This is a genomic window from Streptomyces sp. NPDC004111 (assembly GCF_042874215.1).
In the GTDB taxonomy this organism is placed as follows: domain Bacteria; phylum Actinomycetota; class Actinomycetes; order Streptomycetales; family Streptomycetaceae; genus Streptomyces.
On record NZ_JBIAMU010000006.1, the window covers coordinates 184457 to 206717 of the forward strand.

14 protein-coding genes are annotated in these 22261 nt (G+C 73.3%); 9 read left to right on the forward strand and 5 right to left on the reverse strand.

The features are described from left to right. Window positions 1–24 precede the first annotated feature (24 nt). A complete protein-coding gene (locus tag ACFYVL_RS14860) occupies window positions 25–993 on the forward strand; it encodes a LysR substrate-binding domain-containing protein (protein ID WP_389244561.1) in 969 nt (322 codons plus the stop codon). 171 nt (window positions 994–1164) lie between these two features. Here the strand turns inward: ACFYVL_RS14860 and ACFYVL_RS14865 are convergent, their stop codons facing one another. Next, complete coding sequence (locus ACFYVL_RS14865) at window positions 1165–2145, reverse strand: helix-turn-helix domain-containing protein (RefSeq protein ID WP_389244563.1); 981 nt, start codon at window positions 2143–2145, stop codon at window positions 1165–1167. Window positions 2146–2336: 191 nt separating this feature from the next. Between ACFYVL_RS14865 and ACFYVL_RS14870 the strand changes: the two genes are divergently transcribed. The 4 genes from ACFYVL_RS14870 (at window position 2337) to ACFYVL_RS14885 (ending at window position 11849) form a co-directional block, all read left to right on the forward strand. After that, window positions 2337–6143: a S8 family serine peptidase gene (locus tag ACFYVL_RS14870; protein ID WP_389244565.1), complete on the forward strand. Its 3807-nt coding sequence runs from the start codon at window positions 2337–2339 to the stop codon at window positions 6141–6143. Between the two features lie 144 nt (window positions 6144–6287). Further along, window positions 6288–9227: a protein phosphatase 2C domain-containing protein gene (locus ACFYVL_RS14875; protein ID WP_389244567.1), complete on the forward strand. Its 2940-nt coding sequence runs from the start codon at window positions 6288–6290 to the stop codon at window positions 9225–9227. Window positions 9228–9301: 74 nt separating this feature from the next. Then, a complete protein-coding gene (locus ACFYVL_RS14880) occupies window positions 9302–11044 on the forward strand; it encodes a pyruvate dehydrogenase (protein ID WP_389244569.1) in 1743 nt (580 codons plus the stop codon). A gap of 271 nt (window positions 11045–11315) precedes the next feature. Then, entirely contained in the window at window positions 11316–11849 is a 534-nt protein-coding gene (locus ACFYVL_RS14885; RefSeq protein ID WP_389244571.1) for an ATP-binding protein, read from the forward strand. Window positions 11850–11987: 138 nt separating this feature from the next. On the opposite strand, the gene ACFYVL_RS14890 is transcribed toward ACFYVL_RS14885, so the two are convergent. Beyond that, window positions 11988–13058: a DUF2637 domain-containing protein gene (locus ACFYVL_RS14890; RefSeq protein WP_389244573.1), complete on the reverse strand. Its 1071-nt coding sequence runs from the start codon at window positions 13056–13058 to the stop codon at window positions 11988–11990. 220 nt (window positions 13059–13278) lie between these two features. Further along, window positions 13279–14154, reverse strand: a complete 876-nt coding sequence (locus ACFYVL_RS14895; RefSeq protein WP_389244575.1) for a (2Fe-2S)-binding protein — start codon at window positions 14152–14154, stop codon at window positions 13279–13281. Window positions 14155–14316: 162 nt separating this feature from the next. Here ACFYVL_RS14895 and ACFYVL_RS14900 point away from each other — a divergent pair, with 162 nt between their 5' ends. After that, entirely contained in the window at window positions 14317–15090 is a 774-nt protein-coding gene (locus ACFYVL_RS14900) for a GntR family transcriptional regulator (RefSeq protein ID WP_389244577.1), read from the forward strand. Between the two features lie 85 nt (window positions 15091–15175). Here the strand turns inward: ACFYVL_RS14900 and ACFYVL_RS14905 are convergent, their stop codons facing one another. Further along, complete coding sequence (locus tag ACFYVL_RS14905; protein ID WP_389244579.1) at window positions 15176–15982, reverse strand: hypothetical protein; 807 nt, start codon at window positions 15980–15982, stop codon at window positions 15176–15178. Between the two features lie 206 nt (window positions 15983–16188). Continuing rightward, the gene (locus ACFYVL_RS14910; RefSeq protein ID WP_389244581.1) at window positions 16189–17898 is read right to left on the reverse strand and encodes a PucR family transcriptional regulator; all 1710 of its coding nucleotides are present in this window, start codon (window positions 17896–17898) and stop codon (window positions 16189–16191) included. A 313-nt stretch (window positions 17899–18211) separates the two neighbouring features. Here ACFYVL_RS14910 and ACFYVL_RS14915 point away from each other — a divergent pair, with 313 nt between their 5' ends. Genes ACFYVL_RS14915 through ACFYVL_RS14925 form a run of 3 tightly spaced genes read left to right on the forward strand, consistent with a single transcriptional unit; the run spans window position 18212 to window position 22109 of the window. Continuing rightward, window positions 18212–19105 carry an FAD binding domain-containing protein gene (locus tag ACFYVL_RS14915; RefSeq protein ID WP_389244583.1) on the forward strand — a complete coding sequence of 298 codons (894 nt, stop codon included), beginning with the start codon at window positions 18212–18214 and terminating at the stop codon, window positions 19103–19105. A gap of 2 nt (window positions 19106–19107) precedes the next feature. Then, complete coding sequence (locus ACFYVL_RS14920) at window positions 19108–19719, forward strand: (2Fe-2S)-binding protein (protein ID WP_389244585.1); 612 nt, start codon at window positions 19108–19110, stop codon at window positions 19717–19719. 5 nt (window positions 19720–19724) lie between these two features. Next, on the forward strand, window positions 19725–22109 hold the full coding sequence (locus ACFYVL_RS14925) for a xanthine dehydrogenase family protein molybdopterin-binding subunit (protein WP_389244831.1): 2385 nt from the start codon (window positions 19725–19727) through the stop codon (window positions 22107–22109). Window positions 22110–22261 lie beyond the last annotated feature (152 nt).

Consider the following 22261-nt stretch of genomic DNA (forward strand, 5'->3'; position numbering starts at 1 on the left):
CAGCTCGCGCAAGGAGTTGTAGCGATGGACCTGCTCGACGGACGGCTCAAATTCCGGCATCTGACCCTGCTCGCCGCCATCGCCGAGCACGGCAGTGTGGTCAGGGCCGCCGAATCGCTCCACCTGACCCAGCCCGCGGCCACCCGCACCCTGCGCGAGCTGGAGAAACTCGCGGACGTGGCGCTCTTCCACCGGGAGCCGCGCGGAATGCGCCCCACGGTCTACGGGGAGGCGCTGATCGGCCACGCCCGCGCCGTCATCGCCGAGGTCCGCCGGGCCGGCGACCACCTCACCGGACTGCGGGAGGGCCAGGCGGGCACCGTCACCGTCGGCACCCTGCTGGCCGGCGCCAACCTGCTGCTGCCGCGCGCGGTCGCCCGGCTCAAGGCGGAGCGTCCGCAACTGACCGTCGTCGTCCGCGAAGGGACCTTCGACCTGCTGCACCCCGCGCTGCTCACCGGCGAACTGGACGTCATCGTCGGCCGGGTGGGGCCCGCGGCCGAGCCCGGCAGGGTCCGCCAACGGGCCCTGTACCGCGAACCCATCCGGCTCGCGGTCCGCACCGGCCACCCGCTGCTCCGGGGCCCGGCGACCACCCTCGCCGACACCGTCGGCCACCCGTGGATCCTGCCGCTCGAACAGACCGCGCTCCGCCAGGAACTGGCGGCCGTCTTCGAGACCCAGGGGCTGGCTCTGCCCGCGAACCGGGTGGAATGCACATCCATCCTGACGATGCGGGCACTGCTGCTGTCGACGGACATGGTGGCCGCCCTGCCGGAACTCGTCCTGCGCGACGACGACCGCCTGGTGGCGCTGCCGGTCGAACTCCCCTCGGTGGGACGCACGGTCGGCACCACGGAAGCGGCCTCCCGCATCCGCACCCCGGCACTGATGGCCCTGCTCCAGCACCTGGACCGGGAGGCGGCCGAACTGCGCGCGGCACTGAACCCGGCGGCGGGCGTGGGTGCGGACGCGGGGGGACTGGCGGTGTAGTGAGAGAGCGGTGCGCGCAGCTGGGTGCACCGATCAGGTGCGAGAGCGGTGCACACGGCTCGGGGTGCCGATCAGGAGCGAGAGCGGTGCATACGATTCGAGGCGCCGATCAAGTGCGAGAGCGGTGCTCTCGTACCCCTCTCCTCGCCCCCTCCCGGACCGCCCCCACCGCTACCGCGCCACCCATCCCCGCTCGTACGCGTGCCACCCCAGCTGCATCCGCGTACTCACCCCCGCCACCTCCATCAGCCGCTTCACCCTGCGCTGCACCGTCCGCAGTCCAAGCTCCAGCTGTTTCGCCACGCTCGCGTCCGTCAGGCCGGCCAGCAGCAGCGAGAGAATCCGCAGGTCGGTGCTGTCCGGGGCGTCGCCCTCCGCCACGAAGCGGCCCGCCGATTCCCCCAGCCGGACCGGCAGCGCCTCCCGCCAGACCGCCTCGAACAGCCCCATCAGCGACTCCAGCAGCCCGCTCGCGTGCACCACCAGCGCCGCCGGCTCCGCGTCCCGGCCGGTCAGCGGGACCATCGCCAGCGTCCGGTCGGCCACCACCAGTTTGGTCGGCACCCGGTCCACCACCCGGACCTGTTCGTCCCGCCCCAGTGCCGCCGTCAGCTCCACCACACCGCGCGGCAGCGTCAGCACCTCCCGCTCCAGCACCACCCGGTACTGCACCCCGCGCGACGCCGCCCGCTCCTCGGCCACGTTGTCCAGGCCGGTGACCGCCACCGGCTGCCCGGTGACCAGCGCGCACACCTCCTCCGTCGCACCCAGCTGGAGCTGCGCGAACCGGTGCGCGACCGCGCTGGCCCCCGTCACGACCTCCACCAGGTCGTGCACCGCGGGCTCGGACGCCTCCGCCCGGTACTCCTCCGCCAGCAGCACCGCCGCCAGTTCCGCCTGCTCCAGTTCGTGCCGCTGCTGGGTGAGCAGCGCACCCAGCGCCACCCCGGGCGGGGCCGCCACCCAGCGCGCCGTACCGGAGGAGGACTGCGCGGCCAGGCCCTGCCGCTCCAGCCGCCGCAGCGCCCGCTCCGTGTCCGCCTCGTCGGCGGACAGCCGGTGTGCCAGGTCGGACACCTCGGCCGCCCCGACCGCGACGAGCGTCCGGTAGGCCGCCTCCTGCGTCTCGTCCAGCCCTATCGCACCCAGCACCTCAAGCCCACACCCTCCCGCACCCAGGACCGCACACGGCCGATCGCACAGCCCCACTCGGAGCCCCCTGATGGCGGGAAAGAGCCACGGCACAAACCCGCCTCAGAACATCATCCCCGCACCACCCGCCCCTCTGCCACTGTGTCGCCACCGGCCACCAACCCGTGGTCCGATCACACTTGGGGAGCAGCATGCGTCCGAGATCGCGCATATCGCGTACGGCACTGGGGGCGGCCACCGCCGCCGTCCTCGCCGCCACCGCGGTCACCCCGTCCGTGGCGGCGCCAGTGCCCACGGACCCGTCCGCCGCACGGCAACCGGTCACCGGCAGCGAGAAGGCCCGCGGAAAGCAGCCGAGGTCCTTCGTCGTCACCCTGGTCACCGGCGACAAGGTGCAAGTACGGCAAGGGGGTTCGGGCCCCGACACGGCCACCGCGCTGCCCGGCGCGGACGGCACGGTGCCGTTCCTGCAGACCCGTACCTCCAGCGTCGGCAAGGGCGGCAAGCCCGACCTCTACGTCTTCCCCGACTCCGCGTCCAAGGCCCTCGCGGCCGGCCGCGTCGACCGGGAGCTCTTCAACGTCACCGGCCTGATCCGGCAGGGCTACGACGACGCGCGGACCGGGACGCTGCCGCTGATCGCGGTTTATGACAAGTCCGTGAACGTCGCCCGCGCGCTGCCCGCCACCCCGCGCGCCGCCACCCGCGGCCCGGTCCTCGCGCCGGTCGGCGGGGTCGCCCTCAAGGCGGACAAGGCGAAGGCCGCCGACTTCTGGGCCGACATCGGCAACCCCCGTTCGCGCGCCGCCGCCGACCTCGGCAAGCTGTGGCTGGACCGCAAGGTCACCGCACACCTGGACAGATCGACGAAGCAGGTCAACGCGCCCGCCGCATGGGCCGCCGGGTACGACGGCAAGGGCACCAAGGTCGCCGTCCTCGACACCGGAGCCGACGCGGAGCACCCCGACCTCAAGGGCCGGATCGTCGCCGCCCAGAACTTCACCGACTCCGCCGACACCGGCGACGTCCAGGGCCACGGCACCCACACCAGCTCCACCGTCGGCGGCTCCGGCGCGGCGAGCGGCGGCAAGAAGAAGGGCGTCGCCCCCGGCACCCAGCTCCTCAACGGCAAGGTCCTCAACGACGGCGGCTCCGGCGCCGAGTCCTGGATCATCGCGGGCATGCAGTGGGCCGTCGACCAGAAGGCCGACGTCGTCTCCATGAGCCTGGGCAGCCAGGAGCCCACCGACTGCACCGACCCGATGAGCACGGCCGCCGAGGAACTCGCCAAGAGCAAGCAGACGCTGTTCGTGGTCGCGGCCGGCAACCTGGGCCCGCGGATGAACTCCGTCTCCTCGCCCGGCTGCGCCCCCGGCGTGCTCACCGTCGGCGCCGTCGACCGCGACGACAGCACCGCCCAGTTCTCCAGCCGCGGCCCGACCGTCGGCAGCCACACCCTCAAGCCGGAGATCGCCGCCCCCGGCGTGGCCATCTCGGCCGCCTCGGCAGGAGGCCGCGGCAACCAGGCGTACCGCTCCATGTCCGGTACGTCGATGGCGACGCCGCACGTCGCGGGCGCGGCGGCCGTGGTCAAGCAGGCCCACCCCGACTGGACCGCGCAGCAGGTCAAGGCGGCACTGGTGTCCGCGGCCAAGCAGGTCCCCGGCGACGTGCGGGAGACCGGCGGCGGACGGCTCGACGTGAAGGCCGCCGTCGACGCCCGGGTCACCGGCGCGCCCGCCGTGCAGGGCGGCACCTTCGACTGGCCCCAGCACAGCAGCGACCGCACCACCGTCGACCTGCCGTACACCAACACCTCGGACAAGCCGGTCACCCTGGACCTCAAGGTCCAGCAGCCCACCGGCAACGACGGCTCCCGCATCCGCGCCAAGGTCGCGCAGCTCGGCAAGAGCCGCGTCACCGTCCCGGCCGGCGCCACCGTCAACGTGCCGCTGACCCTCGACCCCGCGGCCCGGCTCGACCGCGCCCAGTACGGCGACGTCACCGGCCGCGTCCTGGCCACGGCAGGCGGCAGCACCACCGTCTCCACCCCGTTCTCGCTGTACGTCCAGCCCGAGACCGTCACGCTGCGCGTCAAGGTGATCGACCGCGACGGCAGGCCCGCCGACGGCGCGAGCACCCTCGACGTCATCGGCACCGACGACGACACCGGCGTGAGCCGCCCCAACAACGGCAGCGCGGAACAGCGCTACGAGGTCCGCCCCGGCGCCTACTTCCTCTCCGCCTACGTCACCACCCCCGACGCGGGCGACGCCACCGGCCAGGCCTACCGGTCGCTCAGCTACCTGGCGCAGCCGCAGCTGGAGCTGAAGAAGGACACCACCGTCGTCCTCGACGCCCGCAAGGCGCACAAGCTCGCCATCCGCACCGACCGCCCGATCGAGACCCGCAACACCACCCTCGCCTTCGAGCGGTCCTGGAAGAACACCTGGATCCACTCGGGCACCGTCAACGCGGGCCGGGCCGTCGCCGACTTCTACGCCGACGTCCAGGGCCGCGCCGAGGACGGCGACTTCGAGTTCGGCAGCTACTGGCGGGCCTACGCCCCGCTGCTGAACCGCTTCAGGGTGACCGGCGGCCCCGACCTGCACGCGGTGGCCGGAACCGTCGGCTCCACCAACCTCGACGGCAGCGGCACCACCCCGCTCGTCGACGCGGGCAAGGGCACCCCGGCAGAGCTGAAGGCCGCCGGCGTCAAGGGCGGCATCGCGCTCGTCGAAGCACCCGACGACGACAACTACCTCGGCGCGGTCGCGCAGAACGCCCGCACCGAGGGCGCCGTCGCGGTCCTGGCCCACCGCCCGTCCGCGGGCACCTGGTACCCGAGTGCCGGATACGGCGCCGCCGCCGTGCCGGTCCTCGCCGTCCCGGCCGTCGAGGCCAAGGACCTCAAGGCCCGGCTCACCCGGGGCAAGGTCACCCTGGACTGGCAGGGCACCGCACGCAGCCCGTACGTCTACAACCTCGGCTTCCAGGAGCAGGGGCCCCTCAAGTCGGCCCGCACCTACGTCACTTCGGACCGCAAGCTGGCCGCCGTCCAGTCCGACTACCGGGCGATGGGCGTGCGCGGGGACTTCATCGACTCGGTCTCCGCACTGCGCCCGAGCGGCAACCGCATCTTCGCCTCCCTGTACACCGACCCGGTGCCCGTCCCCGGCGCCCGCACCGAGCTGTACACCGCCGACGGTTCCGACTGGGGCCGCTACGTCGGCAGCAGCTTCCCGTTCGGCGAGCTGATGGTCGCGCCCGAGCGGAAGTACCGGGCCGGTCAGCGCCTCACCGAGAGCTGGTACGGCGGCGTCGTCGCCCCCACCGCCCCGCGCGACGAGAAGGGCGAGCCGGTACTGGTCGCCGAACGCCAGGGCAACTGGATCGGGTTCGAGAACGCCATGTGGGGCGACCGCGAGCACTGGGCGATGCCGGGCAGCTTCGGCGACATCGGCTCGCTGGTGCTCAAGCGCGACGGCAAGGTCATCGGTGAGACCGGCTGGCCGAAGGGCGCCTTCCAGGTCCCGGCCGAGCGCGGCGCGTACGAACTCACCCAGAGCATCACCAAGATCGGCGGGCACGCCAAGGACTGGCAGCGCTCGACCGCCATCACCACCGACTGGCGGTTCGCCTCGCAGCTCGACGAGAACGCCGAGTCCACCCCGCTCCCGGTCCTCTTCCCGAGCTACGCGCTCCCGGAGGACGGCCTGAAGACCCTCCCCGCGCAGAACGGCCAGAAGATCGGCCTGACCGCCACGGGCCACGCGGGCTACACCCCGGGTGCGATCAAGTCCGCCAAGCTGTCGTACTCCTACGACGAGGGCAAGACCTGGACGGACGCCAGGACGGCCGTCTCCGGCGGGAGTTGGGCGGCGACCGTCGACCACGCCGGCGCCACCGGCAAGCAGGTCACGCTGAAAACCGAACTGACGGACGCCCAGGGCAATTCCGTCACTCAGCTCGTGGTCCGGGCGTACGACGTGCGCTAGCCCGACGGCAAGCCGTACGAAGGCCTACGCCGGCCACGAAACGGTCCGCCGGACGTCCTTCCCGTGGGGGGTGGGGCTGTCCGGCGGACCACTTTTTCGTTCCTGCCCCGTTTCCGAATCGCACCAGCGGTGGACAATAGGGGCATGAGTCAGCAGGGGGACCGGCGCCAAGACGCCGAGGACGACTGGTGGGACCGGCTGTACGACGAGTCCACCCCGGACACGGGCCCGGAACCTTCGGGCAAGACCTTGGACGACCACTTCGACTCGACCCCGTCGGCGCCTTCGAAGCGCGACGCGCGGTTGCCCCGGGACCCCGCGACGCACCCGGCCGCCGACCCGGCCGGTGGCCCCGCCGCTTACGAAGTCCCTTTCACGGAACCGGAGCTACCCCCGCCGCCGCCCGCCCCCGACACCTTTCCGGTGTGGGACACGGGGCAGGGCCCGGCCGCTTGGGACGCGACCGGAGACACCTGGTCCACGGGCCCCGACGCACCCCGGAGCGCGGACCGGGGCCGGGCCTGGGACGCGAGCCGCGCCGGGTCCGTCGAACCGGATCGCGAGCCCGCACGGGACCCGGCCGGGGACGACGGCGCGGCGGGTGACCCCGGCCGCGACCCGGACCGTGATCTGGAGCGCGACCCCGTCTGGGACGCCGCGCTGAACCCGTGGAACGCGGACCGGACTCCTGACCCGGACCCGGACCAGGCCCCCGCCCCGGATCCGTACCCGGCCCCGGCACCGGACCAGGGCCGTGACGCGGCCGGGGGAGCGGACGAGGACTCGGCCTGGAACACCCCCCGCGACTCCGCGTGGAACACCGCGCGTGACGCGGCCTGGGACACGACAGCGGCTCCCGACGCGACGAAGTCCGTTGACCTGAACGGCAATTGGGAGTCGGGCACCGGCGCGACGTCGGTGTCGCCGTCCGGTGCGGAGGGTTCGCGGGGGGAGTACTCGCCCGCGCCGTGGGAGCCGCCGGTTCCCGAGTCGCCGCCCCCCGCCTTCGCCCCGGACCCGCGCACGGGACCTCGTACGGAACCGCCTTCCGCGCCGCCGCGCTCCGAGCCCCGGCAGGACCCCCGTGCGGAGGCGCGCCCGGACCCCCGCGCGGAGACGGGCGAGCCCTCCCGGACGACGACCCGGCAGTGGGACTCCTGGCTGCCGACCCCCCGTCGCAGGACCGGAGCAGGCCGGGGCGGCGACGCCCCGGCCGGGCCGAGCGGGCCGTCAGGGACCGCGCCGGGCACACCGTCGGAGCGGGAGCCGGCCGGTCCCGCCGCCGATGCGGCCGGTGCTCCTCGGGGTGAGCTTCCGGACGACCGGTCCGATCGGGTTCCCGGGCCGGCCTCCGGTGGTGCCGCCGAGGGCGCGCAGGACGCGGCGGACCTCGCCGCCGAGCGGACGGCCGAGTGGTCCGCGCCGCCGCCCGCCCCGCCCGGTCCGCCGGGCGTCCCCGGTCCCCGCGCGGGCGGCGGCCGACGCACCCGCCGCCTCTGGGACGAGCCGACCGAGCGCACGGAGCCCTCCGCGCGCACGGAGCGCGCCCCGCATACGGAGTCCACCGAGCGCGGCGGGCCCACCGGCCCAGCAGTGCCCACCGACCCGGCCGTGCCCACCGAGCCCGCCGTGCCCAACGGCTCGTCCGAGCCCGCCACCCGTACCGAAGGCGGAGAGCCGACCGGGACAGCCCCCGCCCCCACCGACGCCGCCACCGGGCCCGCACAGCCTTCCGGCCGCACGGAGACCCGCGCGGAGAACCGCACGGAGACCCGCACGGAGGCGCACCTCCGGGACGTGCCCCCGCTGCCCACCTCCTTCCCGGCCTGGGACGAGGGCGCGGCAGGTGGCGAAGCGCAGCCCCCGCCGCCCGCACCCACCGCACCACCCGTACAGCCCCCGCCACCCGCACCGGCCGCGCCGCCGGACGCGGAGCAGCAGCAGACCGCGCCGGCCGGACCCGCGCGCCCCGCACCACCGCCGCGCGAGCGGACCCGTACCGCGGAGTGGAAGGCTCCGCAGGCCACCGAGCCCGCCGTGGTGCTGACGCCGCGTCCGGCCAGCGCCCACGTCGGCGACGGGCCGCCCACCTACGACGCCGAGCCCACCGCCCTCGCCGCCGCCGACCCGGCCGACCTCGGCGGACTCGTGCCCGACACCGTGCTGGACGGCGCCCGGTACGGCTCGTACACCCTGCGCGCGGCCTCCGTGCGCGGCGACTCGGCGCGCTACCGGGGCGAGCCCCGGCGCGACGCCCTGCTCACCGCCCGGTTCGGCGACGGGGCGCAGGGCCTGGTGCTGGTCGCCGTCGCCAGCGGCGCCCGCGCCACCGAGGGGGCCCACCTCGCCGCCGCCGACGCCTGCCGGTGGATCGCGGGCGCGGTGGGCCGCAGCCACTCCCGGCTCGCCGAGGACATCAGGGCGGGCCGCCGCGGCGACCTGAAGTCGGGGCTGCACCGGCTCACCGACCGGGCCTTCGGCAAGCTCCGCGCCCGCGCCGCCGAACTCGGCGTGGAGGCGGGCGAGTACACCGCGGGCCTGCGCTGCCTGCTGCTGTCGGCCGACCCGGACTGCCGCACCCGGATCTTCTTCGGGGTGGGCGAGGGCGGGCTGCTGCGGCTCCGCGACGGGGTCTGGCAGGACATCGAACCGCCGGAGCCGCGCCCCGACGCGGTCGCCGGGGCCCCGGTGGTCGGCTTCGGCGCCGTACCGGCGGACAGCACCGCGCCGGACGGCGGGGGAGCAGCGGCCGAAGCGGGCGACGAGCCCGAGGAGAGCGCGCAGGGCGACCGCCTCACCATGGACCTCGGCATCACCACGCCGCCCTCCCCGCACGTGGACACCGTTCCGCCGGGATCGCTCTTCCGGTTCCGGGCCTCGGTGGCCCGATCGGGTGACACGCTGCTGCTGTGCAGCGCGGGCCTCGCGGAGCCGCTGCGCGGCGAGAGCGCCCTCGCCGACGAACTGGCCGCCCGGTGGGCCGGACAGGACCCGCCGGGGCTCACGGCGTTCCTCGCGGACGTGACCCTGCGTGCCAAGGGGTACGCGGACGACAGGACGGCGGTGGCAGCCTGGGAGCTTTAAGTGCATATTCCCAGGTTTATGGGAGAGTCGGGAGACACTGGTGTGATTGTCGTCCCGAGAGGTGTGACCCGGCCATGGCCAAGCAGAAGGTGGCGGAACTCTTCGTCGACACGCTCGTCCAGGCGGGTGTACGGCGTCTGTACGGAGTGGTCGGGGACAGTCTGAACCCCGTCGTCGACGCGATCCGGCGCAACGGTTCGCTCGAATGGATCCAGGTCAAGCACGAGGAGACCGCCGCGTTCGCCGCGGGCGCCGAGGCCCAGGTCACCGGGAAGCTCGCCGCCTGCGCGGGTTCCTGCGGCCCCGGCAACCTGCACCTGATCAACGGGCTGTACGACGCCCACCGCTCGGCCGCCCCGGTGCTCGCACTGGCCTCGCACATCCCGTCCGGCGAGATCGGCACCACCTTCTTCCAGGAGACCCACCCGCAACAGCTGTTCCAGGAGTGCAGCCACTACAGCGAGCTGATCTCCAGCGCCCGGCAGATGCCGCGCGTCCTGCAGACCGCCATCCAGCACGCGGTCGGCCTCAGCGGCGTCGGCGTCGTCACCCTGCCCGGCGACGTGGCCGGCGAGCAGGTCCCCGAGGCCGGCGGCGAACTCACCCTCGCCACCTCCCGCCCCGCGGTGCGGCCGGGCGAGGCGGAGGTCGCCAGGCTGGCGCAGCTCATCGACGACGCCGACCGGGTCACCCTCTTCTGCGGGGCCGGCACCGCCGGTGCGCACGCCGAGGTGATGGAGTTCGCCGAGCGGATCAAGTCCCCGGTCGGCCACGCGCTGCGCGGCAAGGAGTGGATCCAGTACGACAACCCGTACGACGTCGGCATGAGCGGACTGCTCGGCTACGGCGCCGCCTACGAGGCCACCCACGAGTGCGATCTGCTGATCCTGCTGGGCACCGACTTCCCGTACACCGACTTCCTGCCCGGTGACGTCCGCACCGTGCAGATCGACGTGCGGCCCGAACACCTGGGCCGGCGCACCAAGCTGGACCTGGCGATCTGGGGCGACGTGCGCGAGACGCTGCGCTGTCTGACGCCCCGGGTGCGGGCCAAGAGCGACCGCAGGTTCCTCGACAAGATGCTGAAGAAGCACGCCGACGCGCTGGAGGGCGTGATCAAGGCGTACACCCGCAAGGTCGAGAAGCACACCCCGATCCACCCCGAGTACGTGGCCTCCGTCCTGGACGAACTCGCCGACGACGACGCGGTGTTCACCGTGGACACCGGCATGTGCAACGTCTGGGCGGCCCGCTACCTCACCCCCAATGGCAAACGCCGCGTCATCGGCTCCTTCTCGCACGGCTCGATGGCCAACGCGCTCCCGCAGGCCATCGGCGCCCAGTTCACCGACCGCTCCCGGCAGGTCGTCTCGATGTCCGGCGACGGCGGCTTCTCGATGCTGATGGGCGACTTCCTCACCCTGGTGCAGTACGACCTGCCGGTGAAGGTCGTCGTCTTCAACAACTCCTCGCTCGGCATGGTCGAACTGGAGATGCTCGTCGACGGCATGCCCTCGTACGGAACCAGCCACCACCCCACCGACTACGCGGCCATCGCCCGCGCCGCCGGGGCCCACGGAGTGCGGGTGGAGAAGCCCAAGGACCTCGCCGGGGCGCTCAAGGACGCCTTCAAGCACAAGGGACCGGCGCTCGTGGACGTGGTCACCGACCCCAACGCGCTCTCCATCCCGCCCCGCATCAAGGCCGACATGGTGACCGGATTCGCCCTGTCCGCGAGCAAGATCGTGCTGGAGGGAGGGGTGGGGCGGATGGTCCAGATGGCCCGCTCCAACCTGCGGAACGTACCGCGTCCCTGAGCGCTCCTGACCGGCGGGAACACCGGTTCTCCGCGCCCCGCGCCCGGTCCGGGCCCGGCGCGGGGACCGGCGGACGGGACTCCCCACGTCCACTTCGCGCCCCGCATGCCGTACGCCCGCCGCGTCAGACCCGCATCGGGCGATGGGGCCAAACGTGCCGTCAGGTCCATACGCCGTCCCTACCGGACATGAGTGTCGTCTCGCGTGCGGGGAATCCATTCCGTGAAGGTGTTCGAGGAGAAAGGGCCGAACCGGGTCACGGGTGGGGGATATGACCAGACAGCATCCGAGCGGAACGGGGCCGGTCGCATTCGGAACCTCGTTGTCGGGGGACACGAGGCCGGGCCGCACCGGAACCGTTGAGGGAAGGGCGGTCGGTACGAATGAGGGGGGAGCGACGGGCAGGAAAGAAACTGGCCTGCACTGTCGGCTGGGGCGGTCGGACCTGACCGCCGTACCCGAAGTGCGGCGCGCGCTGCGCGACCTGCTGCGGCACTGGGGACGCCCGGGCTGCGCGGACGTCGCGGAACTGCTCACCAGCGAACTGGTGACCAATGCGCTCATCCACACCGAGAGCGACGCGGAAGTGACCGCGACGCTGCACCGGACGGTGCTGCGGGTGGAGGTGAGCGACTGTCAGGACCGTCTCCCGGAGCCGCTGCTCGCGGACTGCGACGAGCGGACGCACGGCCGGGGACTGCTCCTGGTGCAGGCGCTCGCCGACGCCTGGGGAGTACGCATGCAGGGACGGGATCCCGGCAAAGTGGTGTGGTTCGAACTCGACGGGGGCCGGACCGGTACATGACCGGTCCGGCCCCGCGTGGCCGTCGCCGGGAACACCCGGCGGCTGCGACCGCGTACGACGCGGCCGGGCACGACGGAACGAGCCGGGGCCGGGACGGCCGGGGGACCGTCCGGGCCGGGGCCTCCCGTCACGGAGTGCCTAGCCGAACTGCTGCTCAAGGTCCTTGAGCTTCTGTTCCAGCGAGTCGAGCCTGGGCAGCGCCTGGGTGTCGTCCTCGGCGGTCAGGTCGACCGTTCTCGTCTCGACTCCCTTGTTCCCAGCGCCCCTAACGGCCTGGAGGGAGGGCCGGGAGCGAAGCGGCAGTTGTCCGGGTTCCGCTATGGCGGGCTCCGCGACGGCATGCGGCGCGGAGCCCGATCCGGCGGAACCCAGCGACTGCACGTCGACCTGACGGCCGTTGCGGTTGCGCCCCCAGGCGCGGTGCTGGCGGTTGATGGCCTTCAGCTGCGCCCGCTCCAGCTTCTCGTGCTCCCGCCTGCGGAGACGGTTCTGCTCCTTCTGGCGCCGGTCCTCGCGCACTTCGTCCACCGCCTCGTCGAGCGTCCGTACGCCCTCCAGCAGCATCAGCGACCAGGCCCCGAAGGTCTCCCTGGGCGCCCGGAGCCACCGGACGATCCGGATCTGCGGCAGCGGACGGGGTACGAGGCCCTGCTCACGCAGCGCCGCGCGGCGGGTCTGCTTGAGGGCCCGGTCGAAGAGCACCGCCGCCGAGAGCGACATCCCGGCGAAAAAGTGCGGGGCACCCGCGTGCCCGAACCCCCTCGGCGCGTGCACCCAGTTGAACCAGGCGGCGGCCCCGGCGAACGTCCACACCAGGAGCCTGGAGCCGAGCGCCGCGTCGCCGTGGCTGGCCTCCCGCACCGCGAGCACGGAGCAGAACATGGCCGCCCCGTCCAGCCCGAACGGGACCAGGTACTCCCAGCCGCCGGACAGATTCAGGTTCTGCTGTCCGAAACCGACCAGTCCGTGGAAGGAGAGGGCGGCGGCGACCGCGGCACAGCAGAACAGCAGGACGTAGGAAGCACTTCCGTAGAAGGCCTCCTTCCTTCTGCGCCGCTCCTCGCTGCGCTCCCAGGAATCGTCCTGGGACTTGGCGGCCTTCTCGCCCGACCGCCTGCCGCGTGCGACGACTGCGACCGCCGCCAGGACACCCGCGATCATCACGACGCCAGGAAGCAGCCAGTCCAGCGATATGTCGGTCATTCTCATTGCGGAGTCCCTTTGCGTCAGCGCACGCGGCGGACCGCGGATCGCGCTCAGTGCGTTTCGGCGACATATTGGCCCACCGGGTGAGACGCACAAGGGGATTCGGGGCAAGAGAACGCCATCGGGACTCCGCACCATGCGGATAGGTGGCAAAATCTCGAACTTCCGCGCCAACGGGGCGAGTTGAGTTCGAATATCGCCACCCGCACGGGTGGCGTGGCGATCAGCCGGAGGTTACGGCCTCGTCGAGCAGCTTCCGCACCCGGTCCGCGTCGCAGGTCCGGGGGCAGGTGACGCAGGTGTCGTCGGGGCGCAGGGTGTAGAAGAGACAGCAGGCCGCGCGGTCCCGGGTGGGCAGCTTCTCGCCCTGCGGACCGGTCAGCTCACGGAAGCCCGCGGCGGCGCGGTACGGGGCCGTCGCGCCGGGCAGCAGGAGTTCGAGCTCCGCCATGGCCCGCCGCTCCTCGCCCAGCAGGTGCGCCACGTACCACAGGCCCTCGACGATCTCGTCCGTGGCCATGCCCCAGAGCGCGTGCGAGCGCCGCCGCATCCGCGGACCGAAGCCCGCCAGCACCGGCTCCAGGTGCTCGGCCACCGCGTCCCGCACCTCCTGGCGCAGCGCCTCCTCGTCGGCCACCACCCGGGCGCCGGGCAGCGCCGCCGCCGGGTCGCCCGGCAGGCACGCGAAGCTCTCCACCCGTACGGTCATCCGGCCCAGCACCCGCTGGAACGCGACGTCCGCGACCGGCACGCGCGGCACCCTGCGGTGCAGGAACCAGGGGATCGTCACCAGCAGGCAGGCGGGCCAGGCGTACCGGTGCAGGCCGAAGCTGGCGATCACGTCGGGCCGGGCCCGCCGCCCGTAGTCGCGCAGCACCTGGGCGTCGTCCCAGTCGAGGAAGGCCTCCAGGGCGGCGCCGCCGGCCGCCAGTTCGTCCGCGCCGACCCAGCCGCCGCCGCGCGGGGCGCTCTCCGTGTCCGTCAGCTCCCGCACGACCAGACTCGGGAAGACCTCGGTGAGGCGCGCGTAGGAGTCCGCCACGGCGGAGGAGGCGGCGGGGCGCGCGGCGCCGGAGGGGAGCAGGGCGGGGACGGTCATGCAGGGGACCACCGAATCGAATCACGGGGCGTGTGCAGGTAAGGCTTACCTTACCCGATCAACGGCGGGTTTGAACTGCGGGATACCGCCGTACGGGGCCTGTTCGGCGGATCATGCCCGGTCCACCTAGGCTGCACAGGGACATAAGCCCGCACAACGGAGGTGGACCAGGTGGAGCAGCCCCGAGGGAGCACCCCGCAGGGGCATCCGCACACGGCCGAACGCGTCCCCGTGCAGCGGGGCGGTGAGGGCCGGTACGGCGCCGCCCGCGGCGAGCACACCCACGGCGAGGAGGCGGTCCGCAGGACGGCCCCGAGGGTGGTGCGGCACTCGGTGCGCGGGCAGATCCTGGACGCCCTGCGCGCCGCCCTGGTCAGCGGGGAGCTGGCCCCCGGCGAGGTCCACTCGGGCCCGGCGCTGGGCGCGCGCTTCGGGGTGTCGGCCACCCCGGTCCGCGAGGCCATGCAGCAGCTCGTCCTGGAGGGCGCGGTGGAGGTGGTCCCCAACCGGGGCTTCCGGGTCACCGAGCGGGCCGAGTCCGACCTCGCGGACCTGGCGGCCGTACGGGCGCTGATCGAGGTGCCCACCATGCTGGAACTGGCCCGGACCGTCGCGCCCGAGCGGTGGTGCGCGCTGCGCCCGCTCGCGGAGGCGGCCACCGCCGCTGCGGCCGGCGGCGACCTGGCGGCCTACGCGGACGCGGACCGGGCCTTCCACGGCGCGGTACTCGCCCTTTCCGGCAACGCCCAGCTGGTCGCCGTCGCGGCCGATCTGCACCGGCGGGCGCAGTGGCCGCCGCTGGGCATCGCCGCCGCACGCCGGGCGGACCTGGTCGCCGACGCGGCGGAGCACCTGGCCCTCCTGGAGGCCCTGATCGCCCAGGACCTGCCGGTGGTGGAATCACTCGTACGGGAACACTTCGCGGGCGCCCGGTAGCGGGGCGGCCCGCCAGGACGGCCCCGGCCGCCCGCTCGGGCCGCCGGGGCCGGTCGTTCCGCCCCGACCGCCCCCGGCCGGTCGCTCAGACCGCCGCGGCCGGCGGGGAGAGCTGGCTCGCCAGCCAGGTGGGGACGCCGTCCAGCAGGTGGAAGAGGCGGGAGGCCTCCGCCCGCAGCCGGGTGGCCTCCGGTTCCGGCTCGGCGTCGGCCAGGGCGGCGAGCGCGGGCGCGGTGCCGACCAGGTAGCCCAGCTCCTCCCTTATCCGCAGGGACTCCGCGAAGCCGTGCCTGGCCTCCGCCAACTCCCCCTCGCGCAGGGCGAGTCCGGCAAGGTGGCGCCAGGTGAAGGAGAGCAGCAGCGGCTTGCGGTGCGCGGCGGCCCCCTCGTGCGCCCGGCGGTACGCGGCCCGCGCCGACTGGGGCGAGTCGGAGAGGTGCTCGGCGATCAGCCCCCGGCGGAAGTCCAGCAGCGGCCGGTTCGCGGAGTCGGGGTGCAGCAGCGCCGCCGCCCGGCCCAGCGCGGAGCGTGCCTCGTCCGCCCGGTCCCGTACGCCCAGCACCGTCGAGGCGTACGCCAGGTGCCCCCGCTCGCAGGCGGCGCCGCCCCGTTCGTCGTCCTCCTTGGCGAGGGCCTCGGCGCCGCGCAGCGCCTCCTCGGCCTCCGGCCAGCCCTGTTCGGTGAACAGGCACCGTTCGACCAGCAGGGCCGCCCGCTGGAGCGCGGCACCCGCGCCGGGGCGGGCTTCCAGCAGGGCCGCCGCGTCCGCCCAGCACCCGCGGGAGCGCAGCCGCCACACGGCCGTCTGGAGCGGTCCGCCTCCCCCCTCGAAGGCCCCCGTACCGAGCTCCCCTGTCCCCGAACCGGAATCCGACATGGCGGTGTCCGCCACATTGCCCTCCCCGAGCGCGCCATTGAGCTGTGAAGTGCGACCGGTGGGACGTCCGTGGAACGCCGGGTTGAACGTCGGTGGGACGTGCGGTCGTGGGCGCATCACAGCACGAAATGACCATCGGGCCAAGAGTCCGAGTGAATTTTTTCACAAAGCACGGCCCCCGCTTGGCGGTCGGGGGCCGTCGCTCGAACGGCGCGCGGGCGTCAGCTCATGCGCAGGGCCAGGAAGAAGTCCAATTTGTCTTCCAGCCGCGAGAGGTCACGGCCCGTCAGCTGTTCGATGCGGCCGACGCGGTAGCGCAGTGTGTTGACGTGCAGGTGCAGCCGGGCCGCGCAGCGGGTCCACGAACCGTCGCTGTCGAGGAAGGCCTCCAGCGTCGGAATGAGCTCCGCGCGGTGGCGCCGGTCGTAGTCCCGCAGCGGGTCCAGCAGCCGCGCGGTGAAGGCGCGCCGCACGTCGTCCGGGACGAACGGCAGCAGCAGCACGTGCGAGGCCAGCTCGTGGTGCCCGGCGGCGGCCACCCGGCCCGGACGCGCCGCGGCCACCCGGCGGGCGTGCCGCGCCTCCTCCAGGGCGCCGCGCAGCCCCTCCGCGGAGTGCACCGGGGCGCTGACCCCCAGGGTGAGCCGCCCGTCGTCCGACAGGCCCCCGGACAGCGGCGCCTGCACGGCGGCCAGCAGCGTCTCCGCGTGCAGCCCCGGGCTGCCGCCCTCCTCCGGCTGGTCGGCGGCGACCGCGGGCAGCGGCACCAGCGCGATGGCCTCCTCGCCGCTGTGCGCGACCGCGATCCGGTCGGCGGGCTCGGCGGCGGCGGCCATCGAGTCGGCCGGCACCGTGGGATCCACCAGGATCTCCTCCAGCAGCGCCTGCGCCGCCGGACCGCTCTCCACCTGCCCGCCGTCCCACTCGACGCGCGCCACCACCACCTGCCAGTGCGGGGCCGCGCCCAGGCCGGGCAGCAGCACCGGGGCCGCCACCCGCAGCCGTGCGGCGATCTCGGAGGGCGCGGCGCCCGACTGGACCAGCTCCAGCACCTCCTGGGCGAGCCTGCGCCGCACCGTGCGGGCCGCGTCGCGGCGGTCGCGCTCCACGGCGATCAGCTGGGTGACGCCCTGGAGCAGGTCGAGGCGGGCGGCCGGCCAGTCGCCCGCGTCGGCCTCCACGGCCAGCAGCCAGTCCGACAGCACGTTCTCCCGCACGTCACGGGCGGCGGCCGTACCGGCGAGGGCGTCCTCGCCGCCCCGGCTCACGGCCCGGATCGGGAAGAGCGAGTACGTGGTCCCGCCGAGCGCCACCCGGTGCGGGCCGCGCCGGCCGGTGCGGCTGGCCGCCAGGTGCTCGGCGGCCAGCGCGGGGCCCACGCCGGACGGCAGCGGGGTGTCCGAGCCCGCGACCTGGCGGCCCACCGGGGAGAGTACCCAGGCGTGCAGGTCCAGGTCGGAGGTGAGCAGGTCCAGGACGACCTCCGGGCCGCCGCCCGTCGGGCCCGAGGTCATCAGCCGCCGGTGCCGGTCGACGACCGCCGCCAGGTCCCCGGCCCGCTCGCCCGACACCTGGCGCACCACGTGCTCGGTGATGGTCGCGAAGGCGACGGACTCGGTGACCGAGAACAGCGGCAGCCGGTGCCGCAGACAGGCCTCGACCAGGTCCTCGGGGACACTGCCCAGCTCCGCCTCGCCGGCCGCCAGGCCGACCACACCGGCCGCGGCCAGGATCCGTACGAACGGCTCCGAGTCCTCGGGGGTGTGCCGCCAGGCGAGCCCGGTCAGGACCAGTTCGCCGCCGGAGAGGTAGCGGCTCGGGTCGCGCAGGTCGGTGGTCATGACGCCGCGCACCGTACGGTCCAGTTCGTCCTCGCCGCCCAGCAGGCGCAGGCCGAGCGCATCGGTTTCCAGCAGGGCGCGCAGCCGCATCGTCGTGTCGCCGCCATTCTCTTCCGTGGGTCCCGGCCGACCGGCCGGGGGCCGTGTGGCCGGTGAAAACTGTGAATTGCGGAGAGGTAGCTGTTCCCCGCCTTTCGTTCGAATCTACAAGACGCGACGGGCGACCAGCCAACTCCTTCATGGTTTCGGTGACTGCACCGGACTTCCCCCGGCTTGTGTACTGGGGCCACCACCACGTGAACAAGACGTTAAGCAAGAGCCGAAGCGCTCTTGAGCAAGGGCCGAAAGTCCCGTGGTGGCTGCAACTGAACAGTCGCCCCCGAACACGAAGAGAGAGCCACTCATGGACTTCCTTCGCCCCGCCAGCTGGGAGGAGGCGCTCGCCGCCAAGGCCGAGCACCCCACCGCTGTCCCCATCGCGGGTGGCACCGATGTCATGGTCGAGATCAACTTCGACCACCGCCGTCCCGAGTACCTTCTGGACCTGAACCGCATCGGTGAGCTGCGGGAGTGGGAGGTGGGCCAGGACAACGTGATTCTCGGCGCCTCCGTTCCGTACACCCAGATCATGGACCACCTGCGCGCCGAACTTCCCGGACTCGCGCTCGCGTCCCACACTGTGGGATCGCCCCAGATCCGCAACCGCGGATCCGTCGGCGGCAATCTCGGCGCCGCCTCCCCGGCCGGCGACTCGCACCCGGCACTGCTCGCCGCGGGCGCCGAGGTCGAGGCCGAGTCCGTACGCGGCACCCGGCTGATCCCGGTCGAGGAGTTCTACACCGGCGTCAAGCGCAACTGCCTGGAGCCCGACGAGCTGATCAAGGCCGTGCACATCAAGAAGGCGGACGGCCCGCAGCAGTTCTCCAAGGTCGGCACCCGCAACGCGATGGTCATCGCGGTGTGCGCCTTCGGCATCGCCCTGCACCCCGGGACCCAGACGGTGAAGACCGGCATCGGCTCCGCCGCCCCGACCCCGCTGCGGGCCCGCGCCGCCGAGGAGTTCCTGAACGCCGCGCTGGAGGAGGGCGGCTTCTGGGACAGCGGCAAGATCATCACGCCGTCGATCGCCAAGCAGTTCGCCACCCTCGCCTCGGGTGCCTGCAACCCCATCGACGACGTCCGCGGCACCGCCCAGTACCGCCGCCACGCGGTCGGCATCATGGCCCGCCGCACGCTCGGCTGGACCTGGGAGCAGTACCGCACAGACGCCCGTACGACGCTGGAAGGAGCTGCGTGACCATGCGCGTCAATTTCACGGTCAATGGCCGTAAGCACGAGGCCGACGACGTCTGGGAGGGCGAGTCCCTGCTGTACGTCCTGCGCGAGCGCATGGGGCTGCCCGGCTCCAAGAACGCCTGCGAGCAGGGCGAGTGCGGCTCCTGCACGGTCCGCCTCGACGGCGTCCCGGTCTGCGCCTGTCTGGTCGCGGCCGGCCAGGTCGAGGGCCGCGAGGTCGTCACGGTCGAGGGCCTCGCCGACTACGCCCAGCACCGCACCGCCGAGCACCCGGGCGGCGCCTGCGGCACCAAGGCGTGCGGCACCAGCGTCGACGCCGCCAAGCGCTGGCAGGCCAGGCCGTCCGACGGCCGGGCCGGCGAGGCGGGCGAACTCTCCCCGATCCAGCAGGCGTTCATCGACGCCGGTGCCGTGCAGTGCGGATTCTGCACCCCCGGTCTGCTGGTCGCCGCGGACGAGATGCTGGAGCGCAACCCCTCGCCGTCCGACGCGGACATCCGCGAGGCGCTCTCCGGCAACCTCTGCCGCTGCACCGGTTACGAAAAGATCCTGGACGCGGTGCGCCTCGCCGCCGCCCGCCAGGACGGCTCAGGAATCCAGGAAAGCGCGGTTTGAGCACCATGGGCGTCACAGGAACACCCACGAACATCAACCAGGGCACCAAGACCAAGGGCGGCATCGGCGAGTCCACGCTCCGCCCCGACGGCACCCTGAAGGTCACCGGCGAGTTCGCCTACTCCTCGGACATGTGGCACGAGGACATGCTCTGGGGCCACACCCTGCGCTCCACGGTCGCGCACGCCGAGATCGTCTCCATCGACATCGGCGAGGCGCTCGCCACGTCCGGCGTCTACGCGGTGCTGACGTACGACGACCTGCCCGCCGCACAGAAGACGTACGGCCTGGAGTTCAAGGACACCCCGGTCCTCGCCTGCGGCAAGGTCCGCCACCACGGGGAGCCGGTGGCGCTGGTCGCCGCCGACCACCCGGAGACGGCCCGCCGCGCCGCCGCCAAGATCAAGGTCGAGTACCGCGAACTGCCCGTCATCACCGACGAGGCGTCCGCGACCGCGCCCGACGCGATCCTGGTGCACGAGAACCGCGACGACCACCACATCGGCCACGTCCCGCACCCCAACATCGTGCACCGCCAGCCGATCGTGCGCGGCAACGCCGACGAGGCGGCCAAGAAGGCGGACGTCGTCGTCACCGGCGAGTACGTCTTCGGCATGCAGGACCAGGCCTTCCTCGGCCCCGAGTCCGGCCTCGCGGTGCCCGCCGAGGACGGCGGCGTCGACCTGTACGTCGCCACCCAGTGGCTGCACTCCGACCTCGGCCAGATCGCTCCCGTCCTCGGCATGCCCGAGGAGAAGGTCCGTATGACGCTCTCCGGCGTCGGCGGGGCCTTCGGCGGGCGCGAGGACATCTCGATGCAGATCCACGCCTGCCTGCTCGCGCTGCGCACGGGCAAGCCGGTCAAGATGGTCTACAACCGCTTCGAGTCGTTCTTCGGCCACGTCCACCGCCACCCCGCCAAGCTCTGGTACGAGCACGGGGCGACCAAGGACGGCAAGCTCACCCACATGAAGTGCCGCATCGTGCTCGACGGCGGCGCCTACGCCTCCGCCTCCCCGGCGGTCGTCGGCAACGCGTCCTCGCTGAGCGTGGGCCCCTACGTCGTCGAGGACGTCGACATCGAGGCCATCGCGCTGTACTCCAACAACCCGCCCTGCGGCGCCATGCGCGGCTTCGGCGCGGTCCAGGCGTGCTTCGCGTACGAGGCCCAGATGGACAAGCTCGCCGCGAAGCTGGACATGGACCCCGTGGAGTTCCGGCAGCTCAACGCCATGGAGCAGGGCACCCTGCTGCCGACCGGGCAGCCGTGCGACTCGCCGGCCCCGGTGGCGGAGCTGCTGCGCCGGGTCAAGGCCATGCCGATGCCGCCCGAGCAGCAGTGGCTGGCGGCCGGCGAGCAGGCGGACGTGCGGGCGCTGCCCGGCGGGCTGTCCAACACCACGCACGGCGAGGGCGTCGTACGCGGGGTGGGCTACGCGGTCGGCATCAAGAACGTCGGCTTCTCCGAGGGCTTCGACGACTACTCCACGGCCAAGGTGCGGATGGAGGTCATCAACGGCGAGCCGGTGGCGACCGTCCACACCGCCATGGCGGAGGTCGGCCAGGGCGGTGTCACCGTCCACGCGCAGATCGCCCGCACCGAGCTGGGCGTCACCCAGGTGACCATCCACCCGGCCGACACCCAGGTCGGCTCGGCCGGCTCCACCTCGGCCTCCCGCCAGACGTACGTCACCGGCGGCGCGGTCAAGAACTCCTGCGAGCTGGTCCGCGAGCAGGTGCTGGAGATCGGGCGCCGCAAGTTCGGCTCGTACCACCCGGCGTGGGCGACCGCCGAGCTGCTCCTGGAGGGCGGCAAGGTCGTCACCGACGGCGGCGAGGTGCTGGCCGACCTGGTGGACGTGCTGGAGGACGAGGCCGTCGAGGTCGAGGAGGAGTGGCGCCACCGCCCCACCGAGGCGTTCGACCTGCGCACCGGACAGGGCAACGGCCACGTCCAGTACTCCTTCGCCGCGCACCGTGCCGTCGTCGAGGTCGACACCGAGCTGGGCCTGGTCAAGGTCATCGAACTGGCCTGCGCGCAGGACGTCGGCAAGGCGCTCAACCCGCTCTCCGTGCTCGGCCAGATCCAGGGCGGCACCATCCAGGGCATGGGCATCGCCGTCATGGAGGAGATCGTCGTCGACCCGGTGACCGCGAAGGTGCGCAACCCCTCCTTCACGGACTACCTGCTGCCCACCATCCTCGACACGCCGACCATCCCCGTCGACGTGCTCGAACTCGCCGACGACCACGCGCCGTACGGACTGCGCGGCATCGGCGAGGCCCCGACCCTCTCGTCCACCCCCGCCGTGATCGCGGCGATCCGGGCGGCGACGGGTCTGGAGCTCGACCGGACTCCGGTACGACCGGAGCACCTCACCGGGACCTGAGCAACCCCAGGTCCCGGCAGAAGACCCCCCGGGCGGCGCCGCCTCCAGGAACTCCACCGTTCCCCGCCCCGCCGCCCGGGGACGCAACAGCCGCTGTCACAGCGGTGGTTGGACACGTGTCACCCGCACCTTGCGCTTTCGTCTCGGACCGT